Origin of the sequence: Inquilinus ginsengisoli (assembly GCF_050434925.1) — a bacterium.
Taxonomy (GTDB): Bacteria; Pseudomonadota; Alphaproteobacteria; order DSM-16000; family Inquilinaceae; genus Inquilinus; species Inquilinus ginsengisoli_B.
Map to the genome: position 1 here is coordinate 233,675 of NZ_JBNDJK010000001.1, position 16,847 is coordinate 250,521.

Annotated in this window: 16 protein-coding genes; 2 read left to right on the top strand and 14 right to left on the bottom strand. The window is 66.5% G+C overall.

Annotated elements, in window-relative coordinates; all coding sequences use genetic code 11:
* Positions 1–3 precede the first annotated feature (3 nt).
* A complete protein-coding gene (locus tag QFZ27_RS01170) occupies positions 4–825 on the top strand; it encodes an SDR family oxidoreductase (protein ID WP_429224246.1) in 822 nt (273 codons plus the stop codon).
* A 6-nt stretch (positions 826–831) separates the two neighbouring features.
* Here the strand turns inward: QFZ27_RS01170 and QFZ27_RS01175 are convergent, their stop codons facing one another.
* The gene (locus QFZ27_RS01175) at positions 832–1,155 is read right to left on the bottom strand and encodes a hypothetical protein (protein WP_429224247.1); all 324 of its coding nucleotides are present in this window, start codon (positions 1,153–1,155) and stop codon (positions 832–834) included.
* A gap of 140 nt (positions 1,156–1,295) precedes the next feature.
* Between QFZ27_RS01175 and QFZ27_RS01180 the strand changes: the two genes are divergently transcribed.
* Positions 1,296–1,904, top strand: a complete 609-nt coding sequence (locus tag QFZ27_RS01180) for a LysE family translocator (RefSeq protein ID WP_429224248.1) — start codon at positions 1,296–1,298, stop codon at positions 1,902–1,904.
* 4 nt (positions 1,905–1,908) lie between these two features.
* On the opposite strand, the gene QFZ27_RS01185 is transcribed toward QFZ27_RS01180, so the two are convergent.
* The 13 genes from QFZ27_RS01185 to QFZ27_RS01245 all read right to left on the bottom strand — a co-directional run bounded on the left by QFZ27_RS01185 (position 1,909) and on the right by QFZ27_RS01245 (position 16,770).
* Positions 1,909–2,859, bottom strand: coding sequence for an ABC transporter ATP-binding protein (locus QFZ27_RS01185; protein WP_429224249.1), 951 nt, complete (start codon positions 2,857–2,859; stop codon positions 1,909–1,911).
* A 51-nt stretch (positions 2,860–2,910) separates the two neighbouring features.
* Entirely contained in the window at positions 2,911–4,089 is a 1,179-nt protein-coding gene (locus tag QFZ27_RS01190) for an IS481 family transposase (protein ID WP_429224250.1), read from the bottom strand.
* Positions 4,090–4,362: 273 nt separating this feature from the next.
* Positions 4,363–5,178: an ATP-binding cassette domain-containing protein gene (locus QFZ27_RS01195; protein ID WP_429224251.1), complete on the bottom strand. Its 816-nt coding sequence runs from the start codon at positions 5,176–5,178 to the stop codon at positions 4,363–4,365.
* On the bottom strand, positions 5,175–6,002 hold the full coding sequence (locus QFZ27_RS01200; RefSeq protein WP_429224252.1) for an ABC transporter permease: 828 nt from the start codon (positions 6,000–6,002) through the stop codon (positions 5,175–5,177). Before QFZ27_RS01200 ends, QFZ27_RS01195 begins: the two co-directional genes overlap by 4 nt.
* A 250-nt stretch (positions 6,003–6,252) precedes the next feature.
* Positions 6,253–7,233 (bottom strand): ABC transporter permease, encoded by a 981-nt coding sequence (locus QFZ27_RS01205; RefSeq protein ID WP_429224253.1) that lies wholly within the window; start codon positions 7,231–7,233, stop codon positions 6,253–6,255.
* Between the two features lie 108 nt (positions 7,234–7,341).
* Complete coding sequence (locus tag QFZ27_RS01210) at positions 7,342–7,800, bottom strand: SHOCT domain-containing protein (protein ID WP_429224254.1); 459 nt, start codon at positions 7,798–7,800, stop codon at positions 7,342–7,344.
* Between the two features lie 426 nt (positions 7,801–8,226).
* Positions 8,227–8,832: a hypothetical protein gene (locus QFZ27_RS01215; protein ID WP_429224255.1), complete on the bottom strand. Its 606-nt coding sequence runs from the start codon at positions 8,830–8,832 to the stop codon at positions 8,227–8,229.
* Between the two features lie 151 nt (positions 8,833–8,983).
* A complete protein-coding gene (locus tag QFZ27_RS01220) occupies positions 8,984–10,150 on the bottom strand; it encodes a trypsin-like peptidase domain-containing protein (protein ID WP_429224256.1) in 1,167 nt (388 codons plus the stop codon).
* A 290-nt stretch (positions 10,151–10,440) separates the two neighbouring features.
* Complete coding sequence (locus QFZ27_RS01225; RefSeq protein ID WP_429224257.1) at positions 10,441–11,244, bottom strand: hypothetical protein; 804 nt, start codon at positions 11,242–11,244, stop codon at positions 10,441–10,443.
* 13 nt (positions 11,245–11,257) lie between these two features.
* Positions 11,258–11,836 carry a hypothetical protein gene (locus QFZ27_RS01230; protein ID WP_429224258.1) on the bottom strand — a complete coding sequence of 193 codons (579 nt, stop codon included), beginning with the start codon at positions 11,834–11,836 and terminating at the stop codon, positions 11,258–11,260.
* A gap of 264 nt (positions 11,837–12,100) precedes the next feature.
* Positions 12,101–12,526, bottom strand: a complete 426-nt coding sequence (locus tag QFZ27_RS01235) for a YybH family protein (RefSeq protein WP_429224259.1) — start codon at positions 12,524–12,526, stop codon at positions 12,101–12,103.
* A gap of 303 nt (positions 12,527–12,829) precedes the next feature.
* The gene (locus QFZ27_RS01240; protein WP_429224260.1) at positions 12,830–15,568 is read right to left on the bottom strand and encodes a hypothetical protein; all 2,739 of its coding nucleotides are present in this window, start codon (positions 15,566–15,568) and stop codon (positions 12,830–12,832) included.
* The gene (locus tag QFZ27_RS01245) at positions 15,565–16,770 is read right to left on the bottom strand and encodes an SIR2 family protein (protein WP_429224261.1); all 1,206 of its coding nucleotides are present in this window, start codon (positions 16,768–16,770) and stop codon (positions 15,565–15,567) included. Before QFZ27_RS01245 ends, QFZ27_RS01240 begins: the two co-directional genes overlap by 4 nt.
* Positions 16,771–16,847 lie beyond the last annotated feature (77 nt).

Sequence of the window (16,847 nt, forward strand, 5' to 3'; positions counted from 1 at the left end):
CCCATGGCCGAGACCATCGACTTCGCCGGCAAGGCGGTGTTCGTCGCCGGCGGCACCAGCGGCATCAATCTCGGCATCGCGCTGGGCTTCGCCCGGGCCGGGGCGCGGGTGGCGGTGATGAGCCGCAACCCGGAGAAGGTCGACGCGGCCGTGGCGCGGCTGCGCGAGGCGGGCGCCGAGGCCATGGGCACGGCCGCCGACGTCCGCGACTACGCCGCCACCGAGGCGGCGCTGAAGGCGGCGCATGACGCCTATGGCGATCTCGACGTGCTGGTCTCCGGCGCGGCGGGGAACTTCCCGGCGCCGGCGCTGGGCATGTCGGCGAACGGCTTCAAGTCGGTGGTCGACATCGACCTGCTGGGCAGCTTCCACGTGCTGCGCGCGGCGCATCCCTTCCTGCGCAAGCCGGGGGCGTCGGTGATCAACATCTCCGCCCCGCAGGCTGAGGCGCCGATGCCGATGCAGGCCCATGTCTGCGCCGCCAAGGCCGGCGTCGACATGCTGACCCGGGTGCTGGCGTTGGAATGGGGCCGCGACGGCATCCGCATCAACTCGGTGATCCCCGGCCCGATCGACGGGACCGAGGGCATGGCCCGGCTGGCGCCGACGCCGCAGGCCCGCGCCCTGGTCCAGCGCAGCGTGCCGCTGGGCCGGATGGGCGTGGCCGAGGACATCGCCGCCGCCTGCCGCCTGCTGTCCTCGCCCCTCGCCGCCTTCATCACCGGCGCGGTGCTGCCGGTCGATGGCGGCTGGTCGCTGGGCGGCGCCGCCGCCTCGATGGGCATCATCGCCGAGCAGGCGATGGCGGCGAAGGCGAAGGGCTGATGGCCCTCAGCTGGCCGGCGTCTGCGGCACCTGCAGCGGACGGGGCGCCGCCGGGGCGGCCGGAGCCGTCGCCGAGGGACCGGGCGGCAGGCATTTGACCGTTGCGGTCTGCCGCGTGAGCGCGGAGGGCAGGTAGTCGGCCACCGGCCCCATGCTGAACACCTCCGCCCGGCGGCCGAACTGGGCGCAGTATTTCGTGCCCTTGGCCTGCAGGCTCTCCTTCGACTCGAAGCCCGGATCATATTCATAGGACACGAATTCGTCGGTGCCCGCCCGCTGGACGGCGCACGCCCCCAGCACCAGCAATGCGACGAAGGCCAATCGGTTCACGGCAATCCTCCCCCCGAAATGAGATGATTGTTCATGAACCTGCCGGTTAAGTCGAGACGGCGATGCGACGGGCCGAAGACCATCTTCCCAGCCGAAGCGTTGCGTGACAGCGTGGCGGTCCGGTTCGGAGGAGACCACCCATGACGATCGAGATCTATCTCGCCTATATCGCCGCCTGCATCCTGGTGGCGATCATCCCGGGGCCGTCGGTGACGCTGATCGTCGCCAACAGCCTGACCCACGGCACCCGTGCCGGGCTGCTGAACATCCTCGGCGGGCAGATCGGGCTGGTCCTGATGCTCGGCGTGCTGGTCGTCGGCCTGGCCGCGGTGGTCGAGGCGATGGGCCACTGGTTCGACTGGCTGCGCCTGGCCGGCGCGGCGTATCTGGTCTGGATCGGCTGGAAGCTGCTGCGCGCGCCGGACACGCTGGCCGAGCCCGTGCGCCCGCCGCGCGGCGGCTTCGTGCTGCAGGGCCTGCTGGTGGCGCTGAGCAACCCGAAGATGCTGCTGTTCTTCGGCGCCTTCATTCCCCAGTTCGTGCAGCCCGGCGGAGACTCCTCCAGCCAGGTGCTGCTGCTGGGCGCCACGGCCCTGGTCGTCGCCGCCCTGTCCGATGGCATGTACGCGCTGCTGACCGGCCGGGCCGGCACCATGCTGTCGCGCCGCCACGTACGGCTGGTGTCGCGCACCGGCGGCGTGTGCCTGATCGGCGGCGGGGTGTGGCTGGCGCTCGCCCGGGCGAAGTAGCGGCTCACGGCGCCCCCGCGATCAGGCAGGCGGCCTGCTGGCCGGCGCCGAGGTCGACCGGCGGCGGATCCTCGAGCGCGCAGCGGTCGAAGGCGAGCGGGCAGCGGGTGCGGAAGCGGCAGCCGGAGGGCGGCCGGCGCGGGCTGGGCGGGTCGCCCTGCAGCAGCATCCGCGCCGCCCCCGGCACCGGGTGCAGCCGCGGAACGGCCGAGAGCAGCGCCCGGGTATAGGGATGGCCGGGCCGGGACCAGACCCGGCCGGTCGGTCCGCTCTCGACGATGCGGCCGAGATGCATCACCGCCACCCGGTCGGCCACGTGGCGCACCACCGCCAGGTCGTGGCTGATGAAGAGATAGGCGAGGCCGAGCTCGGCCCGCAGCTCCGCCAGCAGGTCCAGCACCTGGGCGCGGACCGAGACGTCGAGCGCCGAGACCGGCTCGTCGCAGATCACCAGGCGCGGCCGCGGCGCCAGGGCCCGGGCGATGGCGACGCGCTGGCGCTGGCCGCCGGACAGCTCGTGCGGGTAGCGATCGGCGAAGCCGTGGCCCAGCCCGACGCGGTCGAGCAGCCAGGCGACGCGGTCGCGCCGCTCGGCCCGGCCGACACCGGCGACGCGCAGCGGGTCCGCCACCGCCGCGCCGATCGTGTCGCGCGGGTTGAGCGAGGCGACGGGGTCCTGGAACACCAGCTGGATCTGCGCCCGCAGCGGCCCGAGGGCACGGCCCTGGCGGCGGGTGACGTCCTGCCCGGCGAAGCGGATGGTGCCGGCATCGGGATCGGCCAGCCGGGCGGCGAGCCGGCCGAGGGTCGACTTGCCCGAGCCGGATTCGCCGACCAGGCCCAGCACCTCGCCCGGCGCCACCGTCAGCGACACGCCGTCGACCGCCTGGACGGCGTCGGGCGCGCGGCCGAAGCGCTTCACCAGGTTGTCGAGGACAAGGAGAGGTTCGGTCATCGACCGATCCCCCGATCCTGCTTTTTACTCTCCCCCTCCCCTTGCGGGTGTTTAGACCGGGGAGATGGTGGACACCTGTTCGGGGACATGGTGGACAGGTTGGACCATGTTCTGGCGCAGGTCGACCTGCGCCAGAACATGGCTGCGATAGCACAGATCGAAGAGGCCGTCGGTGTCGGTGGCGCGCAGTGCGACGTGGCGGCCGGCGAAGGCCTTCGAGCAGTTGATCTTCTGCCCTTTGAAGCTGATCCAGCCGGTGTCCTGCACCTTGCGGATCTGGGCTTCGGGCTCGTAGTCGGGCGGGGTGATGGCCTCGGGCATTGTGCGCGGGCTCACTTGGTAGCGCTTGGAAGGCGTCTCGAGCTCGATCGCCTGGTGCGGCCGGTGGGTGTTGTAGACCTCGCGCCAGGCGTCGAAGGCGGCCTGGGCCTGGGTGAGGTTCCGGAACCGGTAGCCGTCGAGCACCTCGGACTTGAGCGTGCGGTGGAAGCGCTCGTCCTTGCCTTGGGTTTGGGGATGGTAGGGCCGGCCGTGGCTCACCGCGACGCCCAGGTCGAGCAGCCAGACGGTCAGCACCGTGTACTGCGCCGACCCGCCCGTGCCCCAGGGCGGGCCATTGTCCATCAGCATCCGCCAGGGCAGGCCGTAGCGTCGGAACACCCGGACCAGTCGCTCCTGCACGGTCTCGCTCGTCTCGTTGCCGCAGGCGCCGATCTCCAGCGAATAGCGGGAGTGGTCGTCCAGCACCGTCAGCGGATGGCAGCGCCCCGCCTCCAGCGCGAAGTGGCCCTTGAAGTCCATCTGCCACAGGTCGTTCGGCGCCGCATGCTCGAACCGCACCCAGTCGCGCCGCTCCCCCGCCCGCGGACCGTCCAGCTTCCCGTGCCGCCGCAGAATCTCGGTGATCGTCGAGACCGCCGGCGGCACAAGTCCCTCCCGCTCCAGCACTCGGCGGATCTTCCGGCCGCCCCAGGCCGGATGCGCCGCACGCTCCGCCAGCACCCGCGCCTCCAGCTCCGCCGGTGTCTTCCCCGGACTGCCTCGCGGCCGACGCGACCGCTCCGCCAAGCCCTCGGCTCCTTCCTCCCGATAGCGCTCCAGCCATTTGTACCCTGCTGTCCGACCGACACCGAACCGACGGCACAGCTCCGATATGTTCGCATCCGGCATCAGCGCCAGCCGGCAGAACTCTTCCCGTTGCGACATGCGCGAACACTCCCGAAACGGCATACGGCCTCCTTCGCCTCATGCCGTAAGTGTTCACCATGTCCCCGAACACCTGTTCACCATCTCCCCGGTCCATACACCCTTGCGGGAGGGGGGCGGGGGGAGGGGTTTGGCGCCGCTGGAGTTGATGCCGAAGGATCACCCCGATGCGGCAGAGGTCCCGGACAATGCGGCGCTGGCTCCCGTCATCGACACCCCCTCCCCCTACCCCCTCCCGCAAGGGCAGGGGGAGGATGAATGGGAAGGGCAGCATGGGCATAGGCGAGGAGGAAACGCTCATTCGGGCTGTCCCTCCCTCACCCACCTGGGCACCTCGTCGACCGAGAGCGTTGCGGCCAGCAGCTCCCTTGTGTAGCCGTGCTGCGGGTCGTCCAGCACCCGCCGCGTCGGGCCGGTCTCGACCACCCGACCTTCCCGCATCACCGCCACCCGGTCAGCCAGCTCCGCCACCACGCCGAGATCGTGGGTGACCAGCAGCAGCGCCATGCCGCGGCGGTCGCGCAAGCGGCGGAACAGGTCGAGGATCTGGGCCTGGACGGTGACGTCGAGCGCCGTGGTCGGCTCGTCGGCGATCAGCAGTTCCGGCCCCGCGGCCAGCGCCATGGCGATCATCGCCCGCTGGCGCATGCCGCCGGACAGCTCGTGCGGATACTGGCCGGCCCGGGCGGCGGGGTCAGCGATGCCGACCTCGGCCAGGAGCTCCACCGACCGCGCCGCCCGGCCGCGGCGCAGGCCATGCGCCGCCAGCACCTCGCGGATCTGCTCGCCCACCGTCAGCACCGGGTTGAGGCTGCTGATCGGCTCCTGGAACACCATGCCGATGCGGCCGCCGCGGACCGGGCGCAGCGCCGGCTCCGGCAGGCCCAGCAGCTCCGTCCCCTTGAGGCGGATCGAGCCGGCGATGCGGGCGCCCGGCGGCAGCAGGCCGAGCGGCGCCATCGCCACGGTCGACTTGCCGGAACCGGACTCGCCGACCAGCGCCAGCGTCTCCCCGGCCGCGAGGTCGAGGTCGACGCCGCCGACCGCGCGCACCGCACCGCCTTCGCCGAGATAGTCGACGGTCAGGCCGCGAATCGAGAACAGGGCGGTCATCGCCGCCGCCGCGGGTCGAGCGCGGCGGTCAGCGCCTCGCCGAGCAGGCTGACCGACAGCACGGCGACGACGATCGCCACCCCGGGGATGGCGGACAGGGTCCAGGTACTGCGCAGCACGGCGCGGCCGTCGGCGATCATGCTGCCCCAGCTGACCCGGTTCGGGTCGCCCAGGCCGAGGAAGGCGAGCGCCGATTCGATCAGGATGGCGCTGGCGGTGATCACCGTGGCCAGCACCAGCACCGGCGCCAGGGCGTTGGGCAGCAGCTTGGCGAAGGCGATCTCCACCCAGCCCATGCCCATGCAGCGATAGGTGTCGACGAAGTCGCGGCGGGCCAGGGCCATGATCTCGGCCCGCACCACCCGGGCCGGGCTGGTCCAGGCGCCGAGGCCGATGGCGAGGACGACGTTGCCGAGCGACGGCCCCAGCACCAGGATCAGGGCCAGGGCCAGGACGAAGCTGGGCACGGTCTGCACCGCTTCGGTCAGCCGCATCAGCGCCTCGTCGGCCCAGCCGCCGAGGAAGCCGGCGGTGGTGCCGACCAAGAGGCCGATGCCGACCGCCATCGCCGCCGCCGCGGCGCCGACCAGCAGCGAGACGCGGGCGCCGTGGAACAGCTGGGCCAGCACGTCGCGGCCCAGCCGGTCGGTGCCCAGCCAATGCGCCGGGTCCTGGAACGGCGGCAGCTGCGCCGGGCCGGCGATCGCCATCGGGTCGCCGGGGAAGATCCAGCCGGCGGTCAGCGCCATGCCGACCACCAGCACCAGCCCGGCGAGGCCGAGCCGGCCGTTGCGGTCGGCCAGGAAGCGACGGAGGACGCGCATCAGGGGCGCTCCATCCAGCCTTCAAGGAGGGCGGCTTGTCCCTTCTTGTCCCCCCTCCCCTTGCGGGAGGGGGGCAGGGGGAGGGGTCTGCGCGCGTCGGCGCGCGTGTGAGCAGGGAGCTCTGCTTGCCGCCTGGCCGGATTGCCAAGGACCTGGTCCGGACCAAGCCGAGAGAACCCCCTCCCCCTACCCCCCTCCCGCGAGGGGAGGGGGGACTCGGAAAAGCTGGGCTGATGGTGAAGACAGTCTCTCATCGCGTTCCCCGCAGCCGCGGGTCCAGCCTTGCATAGAGCAGATCCACCGCCAGATTCACCGCGATCACCATCACCGCGCTGGCCAGGATGATGCCGAGCAGCAGGTTGAGGTCGCGCTTGGTCACCGCCTCATAGGCCAGGCGGCCGAGGCCGGGGATGGCGAAGACGCTCTCGATCACCACGCTGCCGCCCAGCAGCATGCCGAAATGGATGCCGAACACCGTGACCATGGGCAGCAGCGCGTTGCGCGCCACATGGCGCCAGGTGATGCGGCCGGGCGGCAGGCCCTTGGCCCGGGCGGTGCGGACGAAGTCGCTGCCCGCCACCTCCAGCATGCCGGCGCGCATCAGCCGGAGATAGACCGCGACATACATCAGTGACAGCGCCACGGCGGGCAGCACCAGGTGGCGGGCGATGTCGGCCACATACGCCCAGCCGGAGTCGAAGCTGGGCACCGTGGCGATGCCGGCCAGCGGCAGCCAGCGCAGCTTCACCGCGAAGGCGACGATCAGCATCAGCCCGATCCAGAAGCCGGGCATGGCGTAGAGCAGCAGGCCGAAGCCGGTGATCAGCGTGTCGAGCCGGCCGCGGCCCCTGAGGTGGCTCTGGGCCGCGGCGACGCCGAGCAGGGTGCCGGCGGAGAGCGCCAGGGACAGGGCGGCGGCCATCAGGAGCGCGGTGTTGCCCGCCCGCTCCAGCACCAGGCCGAGCACCGGGCGGGAGAAGCCGACCGACCAGCCGAGGTCGAGCCGCGCGATGTGGGAGAGGTAGAGGCCGAGCTGCACCGGCCAGGGCTGGTCGAGCCCGTATTCGGCGCGCAGCCGGGCGGTCAGCCCGGGGTCGCCGGCGCCCATCTCGACCACCAGCGCGTCGACGGCGTCGCCCGGCGCCAGCCGCAGCAGCAGGAAGGCCAGGCAGACGACGATCAGCAGCACCGGCACCGCCTGGACCAGGCGCCGGACGAGAAGCGACTTCATCGGGCGGCTCCGGGATCCGCGGGAGCGGCAGCTTAGCGCGGCGAACCGGCGAATTCACGGACCGTCGGCGCCGCGGCTCCCGCGCCCCCTCCCCCCGGCGCCGGGCGGCTAGAACTTCGAGAGGATCTCGGCCTTCTTGGCGTCGAACTCGCCCTCGGTGAGGATGCCGGCGTCGCGCAGGGCGCCGAGCCGCTTGAGATGCTCCATCGGGCCCTCCGCGGGCGCCGGCGCGGGATCGGCCCGGCGCAGCTGGTCCAGCCGGGCGCACAGCGCGTCGACCAGGTCGCGCCGCTCGAAGGTCTTGAACACCAGCGGATCGGGCGGGCCGAACAGCTTGATCACGTGATGGCCCAGGGTGGAGCGGGAATCGACCGCGGTGATCCGGTTGAGCGGCACCGCCTCCAGCGCCTCGCCGAACAGGCCCTTGCGGTAGAGGCAGGCGCGCTCGCTGGTGAGGATCAGCATGCCGCTGCGCTGGCTGTTCTCCAGGAACAGCTCGATCGTCTCATCCGGACGGAGATGGCGCCAGCGGAACTCGGCGACGTGCTTGGGCTCCTTAAGTTTCACAGAAACCCCCAGGGAAATACTGCAGCGCAATACGCGCGCCAATATGCCGGATCAGGAGGCGAATGAGAAGCGGGCGCACGGCTTATCCGGCCTTTGATCCGCATTCGAGGGGAGCACGAGGTCCGGTATCGCGGATCCTGCCGCAGGGAAGCCGTGTGGAATTCGGGCGGCCGCAGACCGCTTGGCTGGAGCTTGGGTTCAGGCCGTCGTTCCATGGCTTTCGCCCTGCCCCTCCCCTCGCGGGAGGGGCAGGGGGAGGGGGTCTTGCGGCCAGACTCAGCGGTCGCCTGTGGATTGCATGACAGCCCAGCCGGTCATTCGCGCGCGGACGCGCGCCCCCTCCCCCAACCCCCTCCCGCAGGGGGAGGGGGAGAGTGGAAGGCCGGGCCGGCGTGGTGACGGGTGGGACAAGTGGGCGACGCGCGCTCAGCTGCCGTCCGGGTTCGGCGGCCCCGGCTCGCGCCGGCCGGTGTCGGACTCGGCCGGCTCGGCGGACCAGTCGTCCGCAGTCTCGCAGTCGGCGGCTTCGGTCTCACGCGGCGGGACGGGCGTCATCTCGGCGCCCTCGTCCCAGCTCTGCGGCAGCCGGACCGACGGGTGGCCGATCTTGCGGCAGACCGCCTGCACGAACTCTTCCGCCGACAGCGTGTCCAACTGCGCGTCGAGGATCTCGTCCTCGACCAGCGACTCCCACGCCATCGACCGCATGCATTCGGCGTCCACCCCGCGCTCGGGCTGCGCCGTCGCCTCGCCGACCATTTGCGCCGCGCGCTCGCGCCGCTGCCGGCGGCGGGCTTCCTCGCCCGAGGCCTTGCGCTCGTCCCGCCGGGTCATGAAGCCGGTGCGGATCCGGTCGGTCAGGGCGACCGTCAGACGCACCGAGCGCGTCAGCCGCGCTTGGATCAGGCCGAAAGCCGGCGCCTTCGGGTCGTGATGCGCCCGCTCCTGCTGCCGCTCGGTCAGCCGCTTCCAGCGCATGTCGATCTCGGCCGCCTCGCGCAGCGTGGTCAGCGCCCAGCCCGTCCAATGCATGTCGGGTTCGGTCGGCCGGATCGGTTCGGATTGCGCCTCATCAATAGAACATAACATGAACGAAGATCGCGGATGCGCGCAATGCACATTTCGTTTCGTCAGCGGGACGGCCAGCCGCGACCAGGCGGCGGACCGTCCCGCCGGACGATGCTCAGCTCTCTGCCTTGTCGGGCTTCGGCTGCAGGGCGATTTCGACCGAGAGGGTCCGGGTCTTGCCGTCGCGCAGCACCTCGACCGGGACGGCGGTGCCGGACGCGGTCTCCGCCACCAGCCGCGGCAGGTCCTTCGACTGTTCGACCGGCTTGCCGGCGAACGACACGATCACGTCGCCCTGGCGCAGGCCGGCCTTCAGCGCCGGGCTGTTCTTCTGCACCTCGGCGACGAGGCCGCCCTTGGCCGTGTCGAGGCCGGCCGCCTCGGCCAGCTCCGGCGTCAGCGCCTGGATCTGCACGCCCAGCCAGCCGCGCTGGACGCTGCCATGCTCGCGGATCTGCGCGATCACGGTCTTCGCCAGGTTGGACGGAATGGCGAAGCCGATGCCGACCGAGCCGCCCGAGGGCGAGTAGATCTCGCTGTTGATGCCGATCACCTTGCCGCCGGCATCGAAGCTGGGGCCGCCGGAATTGCCGGGGTTGATCGGCGCGTCGATCTGCAGGAAGTCTTCCAGCGGGTTGGAGTTGATGTCGCGGCCGCGGGCCGAGACGATGCCGGCGGTCACGGTGCCGCCGAGGCCATAGGGGTTGCCGATCGCCATCACCCAGTCGCCGACCTGGGCGGCATCGCTGTCGCCCCATTCGACCGCGGTCAAGGGCTTGTCGGCCTTGACCTTGATCAAGGCGAGGTCGGTCTTCGCGTCGGTGCCGACCACCTTCGCCGGCAGCACGGTGCCGTCGTTGAGGGTGACCGAGATCTCGTCGGCGTCCTTCACCACATGGTTGTTGGTGACGATGTAGCCGGCCGGATCGATGATGAAGCCGGAGCCGGCGCCGTGGATCTGCTGGCCGCCCCGCCCGCCGCGCGGCCCGCCGTCGCGATCCGCGACCTGGGCCGGCCCCTGATGGCCGGTGATCGAGACATTGACGACGCCCGGCATCACCTGATGCGCCAGCCCGGCAAAGGAGCCGGACATCGCCGGGACAAGGGGAGCGGCCGGGAGGACGGGGGCGGCCGCCGGCGGCTGGCTCTGCGCCACGGCCGGGGCACCGAAGGCCAGGACCGCCACGACCGGCGCGCCGATCAGGGCCGTGCCGACCAGCAGCGCCGCCGTCATCCGGCGCAGGCCGGGGCGCCGGCCCTCGGACTCGAAGGGGGACTTCATCTGCAACTCCACCAGTCTCGGATCGCCGGCAGCATGGTGCGGCGTGTACCGGTGAAGATAAGAGCACGACGCTGAATTTGCCCTGGCGGGCGAATTACATCGGCGCAATCCATCCCTCGGCGCTTCTGGACTGCCCCCGGAACGAACCGGAAGAGCCGGGGCGACGCGGGCGATCGCAGGGCGGGTGTCCGACGCGCCGGGGCGCTCCGCACGCCACCGCCCGGCGCTGGTCAATCGGTGCGCGGCGGGCTCAGGAGAGCCGCGGTCTGCAAGCGAAAGACCGCGGGTGCCTACAGGATGCCGGACAGATCGAATTTCTGCCTGTGCACCCATCCACCCTTCGTGGCCAGCGTCCCCTTGCGGTTGAGCACGTCGCCACGCCAGCGCAGCGTCGACTTTTGCGAGCGCAGATAGGCCAGCACCAGAAGGTCGAGGGCGAGGCCGCTCGCATTGTTCCGCCACAACGGCGCGTTTTTGTGGCAGTCCACCATGCCCGCGAACCTGCTGTCCGTGCCCGCCAGCCAGTCGCAGACCAGATCATCGGCCTTTCCATCGCCGGCGGCGTTCTTGAAGCTCGTCACGTCCCGAAAGGCGAGATCCTTCATGGATCCGTTCTGGGTCACGACATCGAAGAACCAGGCGAGCTCATGGACCGTGCGCCTGCCGGTGCCGCGATCGCTCGCCCATGTGTCGGCCAGCGTCTCGGCCTTCTGGCCGACCCTGCGGATCCCCGCATTCTGCTCGGCACGCATCTTCGCCGATCCCATCAGCGACTGAAGCTCCCGCTTCGGCACGGCCTTGAGCACAGTGCCGTTCTGCCAGCTCCGCACCGTCCTGAGCGCCGCCGGGATCGGGCCGTTGCAGGCATCCCACATGGCGGCTCCCAAGGTCGGCATGTCGGCGACGACCTCGTCCTTTCCGACGGCATTCACCAATGGCTGCAGGCTGTTCTGCCCGATATTCCACTGCAGCACCCCGCACGAGATGCCTTGCCCGTCGAAATCGCCGGAGACGCCGACATAGGGGTCTCCGCTCGCCTCGAAGGTTCCCGTGATCTTCACGAGGACGTCCAGTTCAGCGTCACTGATTGCCATGTCCCCTCCTCCATCACTCGAGTTCGTCGTCGATGACGCACCAGCAATCCGGAATCCTGAAGCCGTCCCGTCTCGGGAACCCGTCGCCGCAAAAGCGGCGCATCGCCTCGATCAGCGCGATCACGCGCGGCCGACTTTCAGTGTTGTGGTCGATCTGGCTCGATGCGTCGGGCAGCGGCCCGCTGGGATGGATGCAGCCTTCGGATGACAGGAAGTTGGCCGCCGGATGGATCAGGATCTCCGTGCGATCGCCGGTTTCCTTCAGCTCGATGCCGGGCCGAGGCTTTCTGGAGAAATCTGTCGCAGCCTTGGCGGACTTGTCGTAGCCGATGGTCTTGTATTTGGTTCCGTCCTGCGTGAACAGCGGGTAGCGGCCAGGCTCAATGCGCCGGTCGAACTTATTGCCGTCCGGGCTGCTGTCGCTCGGGCCCTTCTGTTCCGCGATCGTGCCGGACAACCCGTCTATTGCGACGCCGTCGGCAAAGACCTTGCAGTCACCGATCGTTCGTTCGCGCGTGGCCGCACCGATCTTGCGTCTCTGCACCCTGCGACGGACGATGTGGATCTCAAACCCACTGCCGGCAATTGGCATCGGTCGCTCCCCGGCCCAAGGGGCCATAATCCATGAATGACTATGCTCGCGACTACGCATTACACGTCAGATCGCGCACCCGGCAAATCAAGCGCGCAATATATACACCAACTCTATAGAATAAAATTACCATCTCGAAAATCAAAAGGCAACAGCCAAAATATTCCTATCGAAATTTCCGGGATTTGGGCGGTTGTGCATTTGAATGGCTGCCGCCCCTGTCCGGCGGAACCGGGCGGCCCGCCCGCGACGTCCCGGCGCCGGTCAGTCGGTGCGCGGCGGGCGGTCGACCGCCCAGGCGGCATCGGCGCCGAAAGGATGGTCGATGAAGAAGTACCAGCTGCCGTCCGCGCCCCGGCGGTGCACCTCCATGCCGTGATGGTGGACCTCGACCGGCTTGCCGTCGCGGCCCCGGCCGGTGATCCGCCATTGCGAGCGCGTCATCGCGAAGTCGCCGGCGACGGTGACGTGGTGGGTGACGACATCCATGTGCGGCTGCAGGTCGATATAGGCGGCCATGGTCGCCCGGATGGCGTCGGCGCTGCGCGCGACCGTGGTGCCGCCATGGACATCGTCGACCTGCACAATCGAGGCCTCGGGATGATAGAGGGCGGCCGCCGCCTCAACATCCTGCGCGTTGAAGGCGCGCGCCAGCCACAGATTGGAGAGATCGGGAGAGGGAGCGCCCATGGTTCGTTCCTTCGGAGTCCGTGGGGATGGACTCGAGATGGGGTGTGCCTGGGCGGCGAGGAGGCCACGATTCCGCAGGCGCTATGTGCGGGGATGCACAGCCACGCTCGGCCGCCAGATACGAGGACTGCTCGCTCCACGGCGACAGTGCTTTCGTCGGCGGCCGACTCACCCTGTTGGTGTCAGCAGATACGCCCGCTCGGACGCTCGAAAATCGCACGAGCCAGCCAGCGGCGCAGGGACCGCTGATTCTAGAGTCCACGCAACGCGTGCATTGTCGCCGTGATTCGAGGGCAAATGTCGCTAGCGTCTAGTCGCAGTGGAGAGCCGTCGGTAAATCGGGTCGCTTGTAAGTGTTGGCGCAACAGATCGAACCTGTTCTAGTGCTTCCGTAAGGTCGTAAGGAATAACAGCGCCCTCTGAATTTCCTATAGTCAAATCAAGCAATCGAAGCAAAGCCCTAGCTTTTTCCTCGCCGTTAATCATCGCTAACTTCCCCTCCCCGCTCTCCTCTCCGTAGAGGCCGTAGTCGAGCATGGACCAGCATTCGAACGGGACAAGGAACCGCTGAATGGCATTAACAGCCTCAACAAAGGCCTCTCCCGACGTAGCTGGGAGATCTGCAAACGCACCACTGACACCTGGCGTGGCCAATGAACGCTCTTGCGGCCAGACGCGTTCGAGAAAGGGTGTCGCAGCAGATCGGAACAGGTCGGCAGCACTCGGCACTTCAATTGCGCTAGAGTTATCCTTGGAAAGATCCCGGACAAACTGTTGGATGGCGTTTGCGGCGGAAGCGCGAACCTCGTCATCCAGGCTACGCAGCATTTGTTGGATACGCTGATAAGGCACCGCCGGTTCACGGTTCTCTCTGAAAGCATGCAGGCTTTCTATGACGAGGCTGAACACCAATCGCCGCTGAGTTTCGCGCCCAAGGCGACGATCCGTGGCCCTTTCGGCCATGGCACCACCGATAATCTTCAAAACTTCAGTGAAATGCGTGCGCCGCGCGATCGCGCGCCACAGAGTCCGAGATGCCTCGTTGTCGTTCTGTAGAGGCCCGATGAGATGTTGCTCGGTCCAGCTGCGATCAGCTCGCAGGAAGTACGGCAAAGCTTCGATAAGCCTATACCGAACGATCAGCCCGCTGCGGCCGGAGGCGCCGATTGCGGCGTCCCGCAACTGACGCACACTGCTGTTGGTCTCAAATGGACTCGGCATATCTGCAAGCGAGGGACAAGCTGCTAGGAAAACACCAACGAGTCTTCCTGCTGGTGTGTTCAGCGCATCAAGGTCCATCGGCTCGTGTTGATCATCGACCGAACCCACCACAGCGCTAAGATCAGTAGCTTCGGTGTCCTCTGGCTTTGCATTCGTGGCATTGACGGCTAACGGCCAAATCCGCAGCCAGACCGGCAGGCCCAGTTCGGATGCGACTACCTGCTGATCCCATGAATCCAGCCAAGCGCTTATACCATCGACAGCATGTGAGAGAGTACCTTCCGATAGCTGATTTAGAAGCGCGAGGACACGATTAGCCTCAGCTTGCAGATCTCGCAACGCGGCGTGCGGCGCATCTCGATCTCTCGACGAATGTACCCAGCCGAAACGGTCCCAGACACGCGGGAACTCGTGTCCACCGTTCCCCGTAGCTTCCAGATCGTTGAGGATAAGCATCGCCCGCCCAGGCTGGCGCAACCAATCATTGGCACGCTCGGCGGGATCGTCGTCCCAACTAAGCCGATCCGTCGCAAACGCAGCCTCAAGTGCTCGCAAACGAGTTACACCAACAATGGCGTCATATTTTGCATCTGGATTAGACGGGACGGCACGTACTTCAACACCAGTTCGAAACCCTTCGTCAATATTCACGGAATCTAAGTCTGGAAACTGGCCGATATGGGCATCGATCCAAGCACACTCCGTAGGCGACAGGACACCGCCGGCGCTTTCAATCCGCTTGAGCTCACGGACTGCCCAGTAGAGCCGCACACTATTAAACTCCTTCGCCTCAATTTGTTTTCCCCTCAGGTTACGTGGAGGACCTTTGCAAATTCGTTTCGCTACTGCCTTCTGAGGTTCAATACCCAAGTCATTGAAGCGTAACGCTCGAAGCTCAGCGATTTCCGGAAATACGTGCAAATCCCAGAAACGACGGTTGTCGAGACCAGAAAGGAATTCATACACCTCCTGGGATCCGACCAGCTCCGAGTTTCGTGCTGCAGCCGACCAAAGCCGTGTATGTAGGGGCGATTGCGTTACCCTCCATCGCTGAACAAAGGGCAAAGCATCTCGAACGCTCAACTCAGCGATACGAGCGACAACGGCGTAGAGTAATTTGACAGAAGGTGCGATACCGTGATGATAGGCGTCCGGATCCTTACCGCCTTCTTCGTTTGCCGGCGTAGTGACGTAATATACACGCCTGAGTTCGCCAAGTCGCCATAGCCGCCGCTCTCCATCCCAGCCGAGTCGCCGGGCGATTTCAAGGCCGTGACCAATGACAGATTCCAGTGCACTCCCAAGCGCTTTCAGAAAAGCTAGATCAACCAACTCGGTAAGTCCCAAGACCTCCGGATCGACGAGATCGCCGCTTGCGAGCCTAGCAGAAAGTAGGTCTTCGAATGTCTTGGCACGACGCGGCCTCTTTACGAGCCGCCAGTGCCCGGGATTAATCGGCGTGACCTTCAAATATGGCGCAACGGCATCGACAATCTTCGAGATGATGGCACCCGAGCGATCACCCTTTTTTAGCCGCTTCCGGATGCCGTATATAGCCGTCGATGGTCCCTCCTCGCTGGGAGGAGCGGACCAGCTTTCCTCGATCAATCGCCACGCAGTTGCCCAAGGCTCCTCCAGCACGGATTCGTCCAAGCTGTTCAATAGATCCTCGATGGCAAGACGCTCTATGCGCTGAGTTGGCTTTAGACGCAGCGCCCAATCGATCGTCGCTGGCTCCGTCAAACGTTTGTTCAAGAAAGCAATCGCTGCTCGGAACGCCGCACGATCGTGCTCATCGAGATAGACCCGAGCCGGGGTCATGATCGACGTCCCCCTTCCTTCTCCGCGCCGATACTCATGATCGCGTCGAGCCAACCAATGTCCGCTTTCTTGCTAGATGCTAAGATGGACAATCTGATGCGTTCGCTCGTGTTGCTTCGCCTGATGAGATGATCGAACAGGTCGCGGTCCGCTTCAGATGCGGCCACCCTCGAAACCTTAACTATCCGGCGTATTTCGGCATCAACTCGTTTTTTCTTTCCATTGGCCGTTGAGAGTTCTGCCCAGAGTTCAAGCGTCTCACGAAGCTTCGAATGCCCGTCGCGGGCGTCATAGTGGATGGGCGTGATACCGCGCGCCTTCCAGTCCTCAATCGCGACCGGGTCGGGCATACTTGTTCCAAAGAAGGTAAAGCGCTCCTTCAAGTCATCGAATCGCGTCCCGTCCGCTGCTACGGCATTTAGAAGATAACGCATTGGAGGATCATTTGCGCTGTATCCGACCAACACCAAATTAAATAGTCGAGCGGCATCGTGTATGAAATCGGGGATAATCCTTCGGCGTAGATAAAATTCTCCAAAATCCTGATCAGACAGAATTAGCTCGGAAAATCGATCTGGCTTCGGATCGAGTGCTCCATGAATATGGAGCACTCCGGAGAATTCTGACCGTCGCGTAGGCCTTGGAATTGATCCAAGAGAATAAGTCTGCATCGGGGAACCACGCCATCTTCCTGCCCGCTCGAGAAGTAAATCGAAATTAGTGGTGACGATTGTAGTAACACCGCCTCGATCCGCAAGTCGTAAAAGAGCCCGATGAATAGACGCAGGTTGATTTCCAGTCCGGAGACGCTCAGTTACGACATGCCGAACCCGACTATCGCCCCTTGTCTGATTGTCAAGGCGTCTCTCAAGCATGCCAAGTACTACGTCGTAGTCACCCACAATAAACCGTTTGACCTCTGCTCTCTGCGGATCATTGAGGGTTGAGACGTCAACTTCCCACTGGTTACAGGTGCCGCGCGGCAGCCCAGAAAGGACGGCATGAACAGCGGCGTCGAGAGCTTGGTAGACGTCAATCACCAGATCACGGAAATCTGGCAACCCCGCCGGCCTTGAGATACCCGCACCACAAATAAAGAGGACCTCACCTCGCGCATGAGCGAGCAATAAACGCTCGGGAATTGCCGCCGAGTCACTATCGAACGAGATTACGCGATCTTGCGCCGCCGTGTCAGATTTCAATTTCAATTCTCTCAGCGTCAGTTATAGATATTTGTATCATAGTCAAATATTCAATTTATCAACCTAAATGACGACCT